This window comes from Thermoplasma volcanium GSS1 (assembly GCF_000011185.1).
GTDB classification, from domain to species: domain Archaea; phylum Thermoplasmatota; class Thermoplasmata; order Thermoplasmatales; family Thermoplasmataceae; genus Thermoplasma; species Thermoplasma volcanium.
Window position 1 is genome coordinate 1,241,756 of the sequence record NC_002689.2, and the last position, 13,517, is coordinate 1,255,272.

The window sequence follows — 13,517 nt, forward strand, 5'->3', positions numbered from 1 at the left end:
CGTGAACGGGCCCGAGGGGGTTCGAACCCCTGACCACCTGGTTAAAAGCCAGATGCTCTACCTGGCTGAGCTACGGGCCCATAATTAGAAGCCTACATAACGAGGCGATTAATAAACATTTTTAGGCTTGATCTCATTAATGGATTATTCCGGTTCAACCGCCTTGTATCTCTTAAGCGAAATTTCGAAGATCTCTCCAGACGATCCAAGCGTGTTCAGTATTTCATCAGTAGTGCTTTGATCTATCCCCATATTCTTAGCTGCTATAACAATGTCTTCATACTTGCAGCCTTTTCCATCCGTATCGTTTTCCTTTATGTAATTCAGTATCTTCGATCTAACTTCCGGCAATTGGGTAGGAGTCGAAACCGAATAAATTGCTGTTTCTATTGCTTCAAGTATTCTCTGATAATCGTATCCTGGAAAATTTTTGATCGATGAAATAGCAGCCTCAGCTTCAACTCTTGAATACCCTAAGCTTATCAATTCATCTGCTTTAGGATCCTGAAGCTTCTGGGCTTCTCTAATTGCATATATTCTGCGCTTGGCAAAGTAATAAGCCTTCAGAGTCCATAGCCTAAGAGCATCTTCTCCTGTTTTAGAAACAAGCTCTGGTCTGATTGAAAAAAGATATACTCCTTCAGATGTGCGGTACGGGTTTATCTTGCCCATAACCATGGCCTTGTCATCTACTTCCAGCGAGTCAACCATTGCCTTTTCTTCTGGATTAAATCCTCCTGAAAATGCTGTAACATAAAAGCTTCCTATGGGATCAGCTAGCGATATTCTAGCCATTCGATCATCGCTTTGCTTTGATGAGACAGTGCCAGCTATCAATATCCTTTTCGCGGATAATCCAAGCGGAGTTATAACGATCGACTTCCCATTTTCTTCGCTCACCTTTGATTCCCTTAACTCAACAGAAAATATCCAATAATCCTGCTCTCTCTTGTTCATCATTGGAACTCCTCCTGTATTGTTTTTTCTATGTCCTTTACAGAATCTGCATCTGCTTCCTTGATTGAACTCGCGTTCATGGTGATCTTATCATCCCGCAGCCTAAGATCACCCGTTACTGATAGGCATTTCCCAAGTATGTTCTTCTTTATGAGCATGTTAGGATTCATGGAAAATGCCTGCGATTTGAATTCCTCAGTATCCATCTTTATGTATGGCAAAAAGCTGTCCTTGTTCAAATAACAGGTAAGCGAACCAGTGCCGTCTGAGAGTAAAAAATAACCAAAAATATCTAAGTATACGGGGGCCCGTGGATGATCCTTACATTTGCCATCTTCAAGTATCTTCTTACAAATGCTGCACTTCGTGAATATTCTACTTCCCTGTCCCACGCTGACTGCAAAACCCGTTATAGTCACACCGCCTATCGGTGATTTTATCTCTGCAATAAAAATTGGCCTTGATCCTACTTCAATCTGTGCTTGAACATTATCGATGCTTGAGTTTTCTCCTATTGATATGCCCATGTACCCGTTGTACTGAGATACCCTCGCATTTTCCACTCTAACTATCTCACCATCTTTCAAGGGTTTTCCAAATGATGATATTCTTACCTTTGCGGTTTCGTCTTCTATGAATCCTTGATAAACTATTTTCGATCCCCTATCACTGTCATAGTTTTTTTCCTTTATTCCGGAGATTCTGCCTATCACAGATACATACGGTGTCGTAAGGGAAAGATCCCTAAGTTTAACAAGCTCCACAGTCCTCTTCACTTCTAAATATTCGTCTGGCTTTAAAACTACCTGTGATCGGCTATCTACGTATATTCTGATCTTTCCGTTGTATAGACTAGAGTAGCAATTCTTTATTTCCACTACATCACCACTCTTTACGGCTGCCGGAAAAGACCAGGCAGTAAACGATACGGTACCGGTATCATCGCCGATTATTCCATAGAAGTATGTCGTTTCTCCCCTGTCGTTTTTTATAGTCTTTTTATTCAAAGACAAGACCTTGACCTTAAGATCTAACCCCTGCCTTGCTGCATCTATATTTGCAATTTTTGACAGCATAACAATACCAATCATCCTGCTTATTTCAAATACCTATTTATTCTTTTTAATGGAGTGCCTCGGTTCCTAGGTAAAATAATCTCTAGACTTGTGATAATTAGTAGCAATACTTAAATGCGATTAAAACTATTCATTTTTGATGGAAATTGAGCAAAGAAGGTGAAAAAAATTTAGAGCCTATATACAACAAGTCCATTAATTTTCAAGGTAAATTTAGGATTGCTTCGAATGTACGTATAAAAGGGTTATCAGGAAATGAACACTTTTTTGATTTTGCTATTATAAACGAAGATGGAACGACCATACCCATCATGATAGCTAAAGATACCCTTGATTCCGCACTTCTAAAGGAATTTGAGAAAAAGTCGCTTGATGTTCAGTCGAGAATAAAAATTGTTGTCCTTCATTATGGCCCTGCCATACTTCAAGAATTGAATGAATTGATGTGGGATGGGAACATAATCGTATTTATTCCTAACACATTGTTCAATTCATATGACGATAGTTTATTGAGCCTGGATGAAAATAGGCCTATAAAAGAAAATGATTCCACGAGATATAAGGACAATTTATCTTTGCTAAAGAAAAAGCGTACGAGATTGGCCATGGTATTAGAAATGCTCTCTTATCTTAAAGATGCTGAAGGAGGCCTTCCCTTAACACGATTGTTTTTCAGATGTAATTTAAATTACAAAAAAGGCGAGGAAATAGTAAAGGGGCTACTTGATTCTGGTATGGTAAAGATTAAAAACGGTAGAAGACAAAAAAATGTGATGATAACGCCACTCGGGGAGAATTTCCTCCGCAATTATTCAAAACTTCATAGTGAACTCCATAAAATCTAGGGATTCCTTAAATTCGGCTTTGTCAAATATCCATCGATATTTGGCTTCCTGCCATCTGCTCCACATCTTTTGACTGCTTCACAGCTTCACCTGGCAGGCCTTTATGGGATCGTTTCAGACATGTCCGATACCTGAATGCAATGTTTATGCATGCATTCACATCACGGTCTATCTCAAGACCGCAGGAATCACACTTCAGGATCCTGCCATGCTCTATTCGGGTCAGTGACCCACATACCGAGCACATCCTGCTGGTGTTCCTTGTTTCCTTTCTTGTCAGCTCTATGACAGGAAGGCCTTCCCATGATGCCTTATACATTACCTGGGATGCAAGCATTCCATATGGAAACGCATTCTTAAGAAGGAACCTGTAATCCTTCCCTTTTCCATCGCCCTTCTTTGTAATCTGATTTATTCCTATAATGTTCTCAAGGACGATCATCTCTTTTTTCGTGGATGCGTTAGAGACAATTGCCTTGCTTGTTTCATGCATGATCTGCTTTACCCTGTTTCTTTCCCTCTTTCCATACTTTGATAAAATCTTCTCTCGAATCCTCCTGTCATTCCTGTGGAAATGGGATTCCTTCTTCCTGTAGCGTTGCTTGATCTCAACTATATTCGAGAGATCGTATATTTCATGATGGAATTCATTCCCTACTGTTATATTCCTTAAATTCCGATCAACACCGACTGTAGTGGTGCATTCAATAGCATCGACATCCCTCCCTATGGTGAGAGAGAGTGTGTACGCCGACAAAGCAAAAGAATGCACTTTCACCATCGATGTTGCATCTCTTACATATGCATTCAGTGGTATGCTTTCGTATTCCCTATTGGCTATTGGGATCATTATGTTTCCGCCAACTATCTTAAACCCATAATATGTGGATAGCATTGGTTTCTCGACGTGAGGCACGGTTGCCTTCTGCTTTTTCTTCAATCTTTTCCTGTATGTCTTCACAAGTGCAACTGCCTTGTTAATGGCTTCTATATAATAATACGAAGGTATCTCGTATTCCTTAAGTTTATGATAAACTTCATTCGATACAGAATTTCTTGATGTAAGATTCTTCTCAATCATAATATTTATCGTGAAATTGACCATATCAGTAAACTTATGCATAAGCACCTTCAGGTTATCAGAAGGATAGAAATACTGTTTTACGGCCTTGAAAGCGTACACAAATACATATACCACTATCATACATAAATTTACTTACAGGTCAAAGGATTAATAGATCAACTAAGATTTGCAAATGTCTTAAATTCAAAAAGTTTATATTGTAGTACCTCTCAATTATATCTTTGCCTTTATCTGTTATGGTAAAGGTGTGCTTTGCTTTATTTTGGTACGTCTTTATCAAACCAGCATTAGATAAATCTTGTGTTAGGGATTTGATAAACTTGTAATTCGTATTGGAACTAAATATTAATTTCGTAATTCCTACTTCTCCGTTATTGGTGTAGATTATTTTAAGTATATCTAACATAATTTCGTTCCTTTCCCTGTTTCTTTTCACAAAATGAAAATTAAGATTTCTTTGCATAAAAATAAACTGATTTCAAATTAATAAATATTTTGTAATTCAAATTCCAAAATTTTACACAAAAATTCGTAGCATTATACTATACGCACGAGAAGGGCTGGGCATCTCTAGTTAGTTGATATTCTTCCGGTTTTAGTTGTTAATACAATCTTATTTGAGCTAATTTGTTATAGATGTTATAGATCCTTTATCATTATACAATAAAAAATTAAAGATAAAGTATAAAAATTAAATCAACTTGGTTTTGAAGTAATCTATAGGCGATCTAAATCAAACCTTCGGACCTATTGCTTGAGCCTGGCCTCTGCTAGCTGCTTTACGGCTTCATCTCTTCCTTTAAATCCATGGAATTTCATAAATTTGCCTTTTTCGAGCTCCTTGTAGTGTTCAAAAAAGTGCTTGAGCTTGTCCTTTTGGTATTCAGGTATATCACTTTCGTTTCTAACTATCGATGAAGCTGGATCTACCTTATCAACAGGGACTGCTAGTATCTTATTGTCTTCTCCTTCTTCATCATTCATTTCTGCAACTCCTATGGCACGGCACCTCACTATTATTCCTGGATTTATTGAAACAGACGAAAATACAAGAACGTCTAATGGGTCTCCGTCCTTTCCTCTTGTGTCTAAAGCAAAGCCATAATTGGCAGGATAGGTCATAGCTGTGAAAAGAACCCTATCCAAAACTATATTATCCAATTCCTCTTTATATTCATACTTACAATTGCTACCCATTGGTATTTCTATCATTACGTAGAAACTTTCTGGAAAATCCTCAGTCTGCTTGTTTTTCATGCATGCTTTAGCCTATCTTTATATTAAAATTTAACTTAATTGCGCTTTCGAAACATAATTAAAATTCTAAAAATTAAACCGCATTCGTAATTTCCACTGCGCTCACTGGTTGTAATCAGCAAGCTAATGATTTTCAAGTAGAATGGGCCCGACCGGATTCGAACCGGTGATCTCCGCCTTGTAAGGGCGACGTCGTAACCACTGGACTACGAGCCCTTAATAGGTGATTTGGATTTAATTTAAAAATCTATTCCTCTCCTTGCTAGTATTCCTCTCTGGTAGGGATGTTTAGGGGATGAGACCTCAGTAACGAGATCGGCTCTGTCCATAATCTCTTTAGGCATCTTCCTTCCAGTAAATACGAGTTCCGTGTGCTCCGGTTTCAATTCAAATATCCTCATAACTTCATCCATTTTTAATAAAGAGTAATATAAAGCCACATTTATTTCATCATATATAAATATGTCCCATCTTCCTGTCTTTAACTCTTCTAATGATCGATTAAAATGGTTAAGTACTGCCTCTCTGTATTCACTCGGTGGATTTCCTTTTTCACAAATTAATACGTTTTTAACCTTTTTTAAGTCTTCATCTGGGATGTCTCCCTTCCATGCTATAAAATAGGGCATGCCAACGAAGTCCACGATAAGTCCATCATCGAACTTTATAGCTGATTTATTTTCTCCATATGTACCAAGCTTCATAAACTGTAGCACATATACTCTGTACCCCCAGCCAAGGGCCCTAAATGCAAGCCCAAAAGCTGCAGTAGTTTTCCCCTTTCCGTCACCGGTAAATACATCGATAAGACCAAGTTTTCCATCTTGCATACTGAATGTTTTATCATTATTCTGTATTTAAAACATGGATAAAGCCAAATGTAATAAATCCATTAAATATGCTAGTGTATGCTTCACCTTATAGTAGCAGATTCTGAACTCGAAACTATACCAGAAGAGATGTTAGATGATCCAGGAGTTAGAAGATTTGCTAAGAAAAGAAATAAAAGAGTTGACAGGATGATACTTGACTCAAATTATATGCACGCATTTATAGATAAATATTATCCAGGTGAATCTAAAAGAAGAGGCAGGCCAGACATTATATACATCCTTCTTGAGATGGCACAAGAATCCATACTTAATAGGAAAAACCTATTAAGAACATATATTCACACGCGGAACGATTTTGTAATAAAAATAAGTCCTATAACGAGAATGCCTAAATCTTATAACAGATTTATCGGACTGTTTGAAGACCTCTTCGAGAAAGAGATCATAACTAACAATGGAAAGACATTGCTTTCGCTCGAAAGAATGAAACTAGACGAACTTCTTGAATCCTTAAAAAAAGATAGAACGATACTACTTCATCCAAAAGGTGAGTTTAAAAAGCCTTCGGAATTTATAAGTACAGAAGATATCGCAGCAATTATAGGCGGGTTTTCAGAGGGAGATTTTAGGTCGGATGTTTCAAATATTCCAGAGAAATACTCTATATTCAGGGATGAGCTTACGATATGGTCTGTTGGATTAGAGATCGTTGCGAGCTATGAAAGAGCAATTGGTCTTCTATAGTTGGTATTTATTCTTTCCTGCTCACGTCAAAATATTCTTTGGAGAGAAAGAGTAAAATATAGCCGCAATATAGCGATTCCACGGATAGGTGGCAGAGTGGTCATGCGTGGGACTGCAGATCCCATTTACTAGGGTTCAATTCCCTACCTATCCTTAATGCAATTAAGTGCAATAATATTTATTTAAAGAAAAGAGTAAGCATCTTAACATTTCTAATCTATATTAATTATATTATCACTTTTTTTCATTGCTACTATGTGTTCTTTTAGCATAGTTTTAGATGTCTCCCCAGCAACATTAGTAGGGCTATTCATTGGTGGCATCCTTTTGTTAGGTATATCTCTAATATATGTTTTTATATATTCAAAACCATAATATTCGAATATATCCTTTATAGCATAGGATGTTGGAAGTATAACAGTATTTACTATTCTATTAGCAACTACGTGAAATGCGTATCCATTGTTTTTTAATATCTTGCCAACATATTTTATTGACATTTGCAAATCATGGTAATGACACTTCTATCGCACATTTCTTGTTCTTTTTTTCTATTTCTTATATAGCTTTGTTCGATAATAGGGTGTTTCATGTTTTAGCAAGAGACGATTTTCATTATCTACCTTGGCTTTTCCCCCGCTTCTCTGTTTGATATCACCACGAGATTGTACGTAATTGCTTTCAGGCCTATCGCAGTATCTTAGTGTCTGTTCACAGTGTACCTGATATTCTCGCACTTCAGTATCTCTTCAAGTATGCCGAAAGTACGCTCTATTTCCCATCTAAGAGGATACATTGAAGCATTTTCTTTTCTCAGGTCAATACCTATTTTCCTGTTTACGGGTAACCTATCAGGAATAATTCCCCCTCTTTTATTGGTATCAATTATTGGTAAAGGATGTGTGTTCTCAAACACAAAGTCATAAATATCAGATGCATCGTAAGCAGAATCTGCAAGAATATATGAGAAATTTCTAATAGAATTTACCATATCGGTGATACAAACGAATCATGCATATTTCCCTTTGTAACAAGTCATTCCATTATAATGGGATAATCTATATCAATTGACATATGGCATTTTCTACCATAAGACCATCCCTTTGTGGTCTTAGACCATCCGGATATAGGGTCTTTGTAATTACCCATACTTTTCTCCTCACTGCAGTTGAATGCTTGCATATATGGATCATAAAAGAATCTATTGTAACAATGGTTTCTATTGAATAAAGAGTGGTAATTTCGTTGTTTACTGCATGGAGGTCTATCATTCTGGCTCTTCGTCAAGGACAATATCATTATGTTGAATTTTTTTCATTTTATTATGTATAAAAATACCACCAACTATTACCCATATGGCAAATGCAATAGGCATTATAGCAAGCAGAAATGTCATTCCGACTAAAGAGTATTCGATAAAGTTTTCAATTTACGTGAGTAGTAAAAGGACTCCTAGTGAGGGAATCGATCCCATGGGTATAGCTTATCGCCATAATCCACCATCTATGTAAAACCTCTTTTTTCCCATCCTTCACTGAAAAGATTGAAATCCTTGTTTGTCTCATCAGCAAGATAGTCTTTCACGCGATCCTTGAGTGATATTCCTATTCCCGGTCTTTGTTCTACCTTCTCATAACCTGATATTATTTCAGGTTTGCTGTCCACAATATCCCACGTCCACTCGGGATAGGCGTACTCGTCGAACATTTCCTGGATCTTAAGGTTAGGAAGTGTCGCATCGAACTGCATTGTAATAAAAGTATTCACCGGACCTTCAGCTTGATGGGGGGCTATTGCAATGTTATAAGCCTCTGCCATTGAGGCTATTTTCTTAGCTTCAAAGAGGCCACCAGTATTAATAACATCTGGCTGAGCAATGTGAATTGCACCTAGTTCAAATGGTTTAATAAAATCAAACCTCGTAACATATCTTTCTCCCGCCGCTATTGGGATACTAGTGGATCTGGCTATCATCGCCATTCCTTCGATGTCTTCTGGAATTACTGGCTCTTCAAACCAACCTATATTTTCAAAACCTTCTAGATATTTGGCAATCTTTAAAGCTGTAGATCTATTGAACCTACCGTGTCCTTCTATTAAGAGTTCTACGTTCTTGCCAACTGCATCGTGGACAGATTCAATTATATCTCTTGCTCTATTCCATTCATTATCGTCAAGAAAACCAGATCCCGCTCCAAAAGGATCAAATTTAAGGGCTCTATATCCCCTTGATACAACACCTGATGCGAGTTTTTTCCAATCATCAATGGTGTCTGCTGAAGTATACCAACCATTGGCATATACTTTTATTCTATCTCTAAATTTTCCTCCAAGAAAAGTATAAACTGGGCATCCAAAGTGTTTACCCATTATGTCCCATAATGCTGTTTCTATTCCACTCATTAAACTAATACTAATAAGATCTTTGCTTCTATTAAATGTCCTCAACATCCAGTTAGTTACGAATTTATCTATCTCAAACGGATTAGCTCCAGTTATAAGATCCCCAAGGTCCCTTATTCTTTCCTTAAGAGAAAACTGTCCATTATAAACTGTAGCCTCCCCTGTACCTACGGTACCATCATTAGTTATGAGTTCAAGAAAGACCCATTTCTTCCAAGGATTTCTCACTATATATGTTCTAATATCTGTAATCTTTTCCTCATACATAAATGACTATGTTTTTAAAGAATATGTTTTTTTGTCCAATTAATAATAGTATCCAAATTTTGTCTCATTCTCGTACGATAATGATAAAAATTTCATAAAAAATACCTTTTCCAAGAGGAAGCAAGATCTAGTGGAAGAACTGGATAAAGAGGTATATGGGATAGTTCTATCGGCTTTAAAATAATTTACGTAATCTCTAATAAACTGTTATTTCCCTAAATTCCTTGAACAAAAAGGAGTGCAAAGAAACGGTTCTTACGAGATGGATTTTGGAGCAAGGTATGGAAATATCGATGATACATGTGCGTACAGATTGTAAAAATTAATTCCATACTGCTTTGTTAGACAAGTATTAGAGGAATATTGGTACGCACAGAATAATATCAATGTATTCAAAGGATATATCAACAGGGAAGATTGCTGATATCCTAGAATAATCATTTCACAATAGATACAGCAGATCAATAATATCACGAATAACAGACATAACAGTTCCGGAAATAAGAAATGTTTACAACGGAAATTGTATAAAAGATACGTTGGAATTTTCATGTATTCAATGTTCTTTTCATTGAGAAGGGATACAGTACAAACGGGCATGTAATATTTGCAATGGTTATACGATATAACGGATAATAAAAAATCCTAGGATTCTACATGAATCCCATAGGAAATAATACAGCATATGGAAATGTATTGATCGATCTAATGAAGAGAGGCTTCAACCAACAGCTTTGTTCATAGTGGACATGCCCGAAATAGGGGAAGAGATCAAAGAATTGTATCCTAGAGCTTATTTCTATTTACGTACAATTCATGCATAAAGGAATTTCCAATCAAATGTAAGAGATCACAATATAAATAAAATCTATTCCGGTCTTAAGTAAATATTGCTATTACGAACTAAAGAAGAAGCAATAAGCATGTTCGATGAATTCAAAAACAAATGGCCAGAGAAGTATACTAAGCCTATATACAATATGGGGAAGAACTTAAACTCACTCCTAAAATACTATTGTCCGAATAAATAAGGAGATCGATACATTCTACTAATCCCATCGAATTAACGAACATAAGATAAGTAGGAGAATAAATATCATCCAACAACACTAAAAGGATAATATAAATGCATGTAAGAGAAATGGACATGTTCCATGTGAGGCATCCTTTATAAAAACACAACATTTAGAACACTAAATTTTCTGCTATTACGCTTATGTATTGACAGTATATATGACAATATCATATTATATTATCGTAACATGATGATGTATGAAGGTGATAATTTATTCAGATATCCATGCAAACCTAGAAGCTATGAAGGAAGTTATCAAGAGGGAAAAATTTGACATTGCAATATTTCTTGGAGATGTTGTAGATTATGGCCCAAAGCCAGCAGAGACCCTGGACTTGGTTATGGAAAACATGGATTATGGTGTAATGGGTAACCATGATTATGCAGCTGCGACGGGTGAAGACTGTAATTGCGCGCCAGATATGCACGATCTGAGCGAATTTTCCAGGAAAGAAGTTACACTTCCGAGCCTGTCCAGTGAAGATCTAAAAAGACTTAGCTCATTAAAGGAGTTCGTAGATACGGAGATAGATGGTAGAAAAATTTTAATGACGCACGCATCTCCGAATAATCATTTATTTGGCTATCTCTTTGCTACTGAGGCGGAGATGGTTTGGAAAGATAAGAGATATTCATCGTACGATCTCATAATGGTTGGCCATACACATTTCCAGATGCTGTATAGGAACAAAATCATTAATCCAGGTAGCGCTGGACAGCCACGTGATGGAGACTGGAGGCCAATGTATGCCATATGGGATACAGATGCTGACGAAGTAATCTTCAAAAGGTTCAAGTACGACAACAACACCACATGGAAGCAGATCAAGGAAATCATCCCAGAGGGATCGCCATATCTGGATCAGCTGAGGAAGTTCTATTTTTGATTCTCCTTATTTTTCGTCACATGTTATTATATTGAGTTCGCCGTTTGCTCGTGGAATGTATATTTTCATATTAACATAGATACGTCATATGGTCAAACTCTAGTAGAACTACAGATTATAAAAGTACCAACAATAACTCCAATTCATAGAAATATATAAGACTAGCCAAGTTAAATGAAAATATATTACAAGAACCAAGCATGATGTAATTAGTTTCGTACATATAGAAGCCATCATATGGTATATCTCAGCATTAACGGTACATTATTCATGTGACTATTTACAGACTTCACCTTATTATTGGTTTTTTTGATAGAAACAAAATATTTCTTTCTATTTGAAATTGATCTTATAAAATGCTGAAAGGCTTAGAACAGTAGCTAACTCGTGCGGAATTATAAAAAATAGATGACCTAATTTTAAACCGTAAAATTTCATAGAAATCAAAGGAAATCCTAAGAAGGCCCGAGCACATTATTATGCGATTATATAGTAAGGTATGATTAAGCACCAATGAGGCCTTTTAAGATAGACAGGCTAGATTTAGATATAGTTGAGATGCTTGAGACTGACTGCTCATTGACATACGAAGAAATTGCCAAAATGACAGGAAAGAGCCTATGGACTATACGGGACAGGATTTTAGCGCTTAAGAAGAGAGGGGTGATTAAATCTTGCAGGGCAGAAATAGACTACGATAAACTCGGGCTTCCATGCAGGGCAATCATAGGCTTCAATGTACCACCAGATAAAATAGACGATTTCGTTGAACAAGCAAAGAAAGACAAAAGGATCAAAAAATTTATAATAACTACAGGTTCCAGACGTTTCCACATAAAGATTATAGGTAAGCAGTGTGGAGAGATCAGAGAATATGCCAGGACAATACTCCCTAAGTTTGGAGTATTTGATGTAGATTTTGAGGTCGTATTAGATGAAATTATTTAGATGATTAGTAGCTGTTCTTTAGTGAATTGCCTCATATCTTCCCTCTTTACCAGATTTTGTACGATTCGATTATTAAGGTGTATGATTTCTTATTCCAACACGAAAATGAAATTTTGAAACTCTGAAAACATATCTAACAAAAATTGTCAAGCCATATTTGGTATGGTAGTTCTACTCATCGATCATGTAGAATGATATGGATGAAATACAACGTTTCGCTAAATCAACCCTTGGTGCAATGCCAAGGTAATAAAACTACTCGATAAACATAACGTTGAAATAGCAAAAGATCAGTTTCCAGAAAATACTACGCTATAACTTGGAAGAACACACCTACCTAAAAAACTCTGGCACTAAAGGCCCTTTCGGTGTTGCCTGGAAATGGGCAGAGTGATTCTGCACTGATACACATCAAACTACCCCAGAAATGTGGGGCCAGTATGCCGGAAGTATTAGATGCTATCAAAGCAGCAAAAATGGCGCCCGTGTCCTCCACTATGGTGCTTATGGGCCCATCAAACCAATAGTAGAGAAATACACTGGTTCGATCAGCAACAGTACAGAAGTGCAAGACATTCTGGACGGGATCAAGACAGAACCTAGGATAGACTTAGTTCCAGAAGATCTATCCGCATTCGCGCCCATATCCGTCGACATGCTGGAAGAACATCTTAAGGAAAAGAGTGATTTGATGTCTCCATTTGAGGTAGAATAGAAGTATCTTTTCCTTATGGCGTTTGCTGTGAGTATTACAATAAAATATGAAGGTGCTAGAAAGTTTACCTTACTGAGTTATTCCTGAGTGTAGGGAAAAAAGAGATGGTGTTTATCTGTATGAAAACTATACTTCAATTCCCAACATTGGTACATAACCGGTGTATCCGTTGGCATGTCTCACTGTGAACCCGACAAAATTACATAAGCGTTAATGTCATAATTTGTAGGGGCGTCATATTGCATGTATCCGGCGGATAAGGAGAGACCAATGCCAAACTGCAAGTACCAAGGCGGAGACATACCACTGCAAGAGCCGTTCCAACTAGTGCAGCCAGCGTAAATGCCAGCATAATATTACCCAGACCTGTTCCAAAGATAATCCAGGATGAGTCTGAATCAGTATACTGTTCTAAAAGGGTTTGTG

14 protein-coding genes and 3 tRNA genes are annotated in these 13,517 nt (G+C 36.9%); 6 read left to right on the forward strand and 11 right to left on the reverse strand.

Features of this window, described 5'->3' with window-relative positions:
- Window positions 1-6: 6 nt before the first annotated feature.
- From TVG_RS06335 to TVG_RS06345, 3 genes are all read right to left on the reverse strand, one after another.
- Window positions 7-80, reverse strand: a tRNA-Lys gene (locus TVG_RS06335).
- 64 nt (window positions 81-144) lie between these two features.
- A complete protein-coding gene (locus TVG_RS06340; protein ID WP_010917442.1) occupies window positions 145-960 on the reverse strand; it encodes an RPA family protein in 816 nt (271 codons plus the stop codon).
- Complete coding sequence (locus tag TVG_RS06345) at window positions 957-2,048, reverse strand: replication factor A (protein ID WP_241760270.1); 1,092 nt, start codon at window positions 2,046-2,048, stop codon at window positions 957-959. Before TVG_RS06345 ends, TVG_RS06340 begins: the two co-directional genes overlap by 4 nt.
- 131 nt (window positions 2,049-2,179) lie before the next feature.
- Here TVG_RS06345 and TVG_RS06350 point away from each other — a divergent pair, with 131 nt between their 5' ends.
- On the forward strand, window positions 2,180-2,878 hold the full coding sequence (locus TVG_RS06350) for a winged helix-turn-helix domain-containing protein (RefSeq protein WP_010917444.1): 699 nt from the start codon (window positions 2,180-2,182) through the stop codon (window positions 2,876-2,878).
- Between the two features lie 22 nt (window positions 2,879-2,900).
- Here the strand turns inward: TVG_RS06350 and TVG_RS06355 are convergent, their stop codons facing one another.
- The 5 genes from TVG_RS06355 to TVG_RS06375 form a co-directional block, all read right to left on the reverse strand.
- A complete protein-coding gene (locus TVG_RS06355; RefSeq protein WP_241760271.1) occupies window positions 2,901-4,061 on the reverse strand; it encodes an RNA-guided endonuclease InsQ/TnpB family protein in 1,161 nt (386 codons plus the stop codon).
- A gap of 40 nt (window positions 4,062-4,101) precedes the next feature.
- Window positions 4,102-4,425: a winged helix-turn-helix domain-containing protein gene (locus tag TVG_RS09015; RefSeq protein ID WP_010917446.1), complete on the reverse strand. Its 324-nt coding sequence runs from the start codon at window positions 4,423-4,425 to the stop codon at window positions 4,102-4,104.
- A gap of 284 nt (window positions 4,426-4,709) precedes the next feature.
- Complete coding sequence (ppa, locus tag TVG_RS06365; protein ID WP_010917447.1) at window positions 4,710-5,219, reverse strand: inorganic diphosphatase; 510 nt, start codon at window positions 5,217-5,219, stop codon at window positions 4,710-4,712.
- A 143-nt stretch (window positions 5,220-5,362) separates the two neighbouring features.
- Window positions 5,363-5,435, reverse strand: a tRNA-Val gene (locus tag TVG_RS06370).
- Between the two features lie 23 nt (window positions 5,436-5,458).
- Window positions 5,459-6,049: a cob(I)yrinic acid a,c-diamide adenosyltransferase gene (locus TVG_RS06375; protein ID WP_010917448.1), complete on the reverse strand. Its 591-nt coding sequence runs from the start codon at window positions 6,047-6,049 to the stop codon at window positions 5,459-5,461.
- A gap of 78 nt (window positions 6,050-6,127) precedes the next feature.
- On the opposite strand from TVG_RS06375, the gene TVG_RS06380 reads away from it, so the two are divergent.
- Both TVG_RS06380 and TVG_RS06385 read left to right on the forward strand, forming a co-directional pair.
- Window positions 6,128-6,796, forward strand: coding sequence for a 16S rRNA (pseudouridine(914)-N(1))-methyltransferase Nep1 (locus TVG_RS06380; protein ID WP_010917449.1), 669 nt, complete (start codon window positions 6,128-6,130; stop codon window positions 6,794-6,796).
- An 82-nt stretch (window positions 6,797-6,878) separates the two neighbouring features.
- Window positions 6,879-6,950 (forward strand) — tRNA-Cys (locus TVG_RS06385).
- A 58-nt stretch (window positions 6,951-7,008) separates the two neighbouring features.
- Here TVG_RS06385 and TVG_RS06390 read toward each other — a convergent pair.
- From TVG_RS06390 to TVG_RS06400, 3 genes are all read right to left on the reverse strand, one after another.
- Entirely contained in the window at window positions 7,009-7,302 is a 294-nt protein-coding gene (locus TVG_RS06390) for a hypothetical protein (RefSeq protein ID WP_156769117.1), read from the reverse strand.
- A gap of 194 nt (window positions 7,303-7,496) precedes the next feature.
- Window positions 7,497-7,787, reverse strand: coding sequence for a transposase (locus TVG_RS08855; RefSeq protein WP_010917451.1), 291 nt, complete (start codon window positions 7,785-7,787; stop codon window positions 7,497-7,499).
- 512 nt (window positions 7,788-8,299) lie between these two features.
- Window positions 8,300-9,466, reverse strand: coding sequence for a mandelate racemase/muconate lactonizing enzyme family protein (locus TVG_RS06400; RefSeq protein ID WP_010917452.1), 1,167 nt, complete (start codon window positions 9,464-9,466; stop codon window positions 8,300-8,302).
- Between the two features lie 1,272 nt (window positions 9,467-10,738).
- On the opposite strand from TVG_RS06400, the gene TVG_RS06405 reads away from it, so the two are divergent.
- From TVG_RS06405 to TVG_RS06415, 3 genes are all read left to right on the forward strand, one after another.
- On the forward strand, window positions 10,739-11,428 hold the full coding sequence (locus TVG_RS06405) for a metallophosphoesterase family protein (RefSeq protein WP_010917453.1): 690 nt from the start codon (window positions 10,739-10,741) through the stop codon (window positions 11,426-11,428).
- A 513-nt stretch (window positions 11,429-11,941) separates the two neighbouring features.
- On the forward strand, window positions 11,942-12,376 hold the full coding sequence (locus TVG_RS08190; RefSeq protein ID WP_010917454.1) for an Lrp/AsnC family transcriptional regulator: 435 nt from the start codon (window positions 11,942-11,944) through the stop codon (window positions 12,374-12,376).
- Between the two features lie 427 nt (window positions 12,377-12,803).
- The gene (locus TVG_RS06415) at window positions 12,804-13,091 is read left to right on the forward strand and encodes a hypothetical protein (RefSeq protein ID WP_048054024.1); all 288 of its coding nucleotides are present in this window, start codon (window positions 12,804-12,806) and stop codon (window positions 13,089-13,091) included.
- Window positions 13,092-13,517 lie beyond the last annotated feature (426 nt).

What these genes read in the sequence shown, in the direction of transcription:
- TVG_RS06340 (WP_010917442.1), bottom strand. Translation starts at nt 960, where the DNA reads ATGATGAACAAGAGAGAGCAGGATTATTGGATATTTTCTGTTGAGTTA.
- TVG_RS06375 (WP_010917448.1), bottom strand. Translation starts at nt 6,049, where the DNA reads ATGCAAGATGGAAAACTTGGTCTTATCGATGTATTTACCGGTGACGGA.
- TVG_RS06415 (WP_048054024.1), top strand. Translation starts at nt 12,804, where the DNA reads ATGTGGGGCCAGTATGCCGGAAGTATTAGATGCTATCAAAGCAGCAAA.
- TVG_RS09015 (WP_010917446.1), bottom strand. Translation starts at nt 4,425, where the DNA reads ATGCAAAGAAATCTTAATTTTCATTTTGTGAAAAGAAACAGGGAAAGG.
- TVG_RS08190 (WP_010917454.1), top strand. Translation starts at nt 11,942, where the DNA reads ATGAGGCCTTTTAAGATAGACAGGCTAGATTTAGATATAGTTGAGATG.
- TVG_RS06380 (WP_010917449.1), top strand. Translation starts at nt 6,128, where the DNA reads ATGCTTCACCTTATAGTAGCAGATTCTGAACTCGAAACTATACCAGAA.
- TVG_RS08855 (WP_010917451.1), bottom strand. Translation starts at nt 7,787, where the DNA reads ATGGTAAATTCTATTAGAAATTTCTCATATATTCTTGCAGATTCTGCT.
- TVG_RS06405 (WP_010917453.1), top strand. Translation starts at nt 10,739, where the DNA reads ATGAAGGTGATAATTTATTCAGATATCCATGCAAACCTAGAAGCTATG.
- TVG_RS06345 (WP_241760270.1), bottom strand. Translation starts at nt 2,048, where the DNA reads ATGATTGGTATTGTTATGCTGTCAAAAATTGCAAATATAGATGCAGCA.
- TVG_RS06400 (WP_010917452.1), bottom strand. Translation starts at nt 9,466, where the DNA reads ATGTATGAGGAAAAGATTACAGATATTAGAACATATATAGTGAGAAAT.
- ppa (WP_010917447.1), bottom strand. Translation starts at nt 5,219, where the DNA reads ATGAAAAACAAGCAGACTGAGGATTTTCCAGAAAGTTTCTACGTAATG.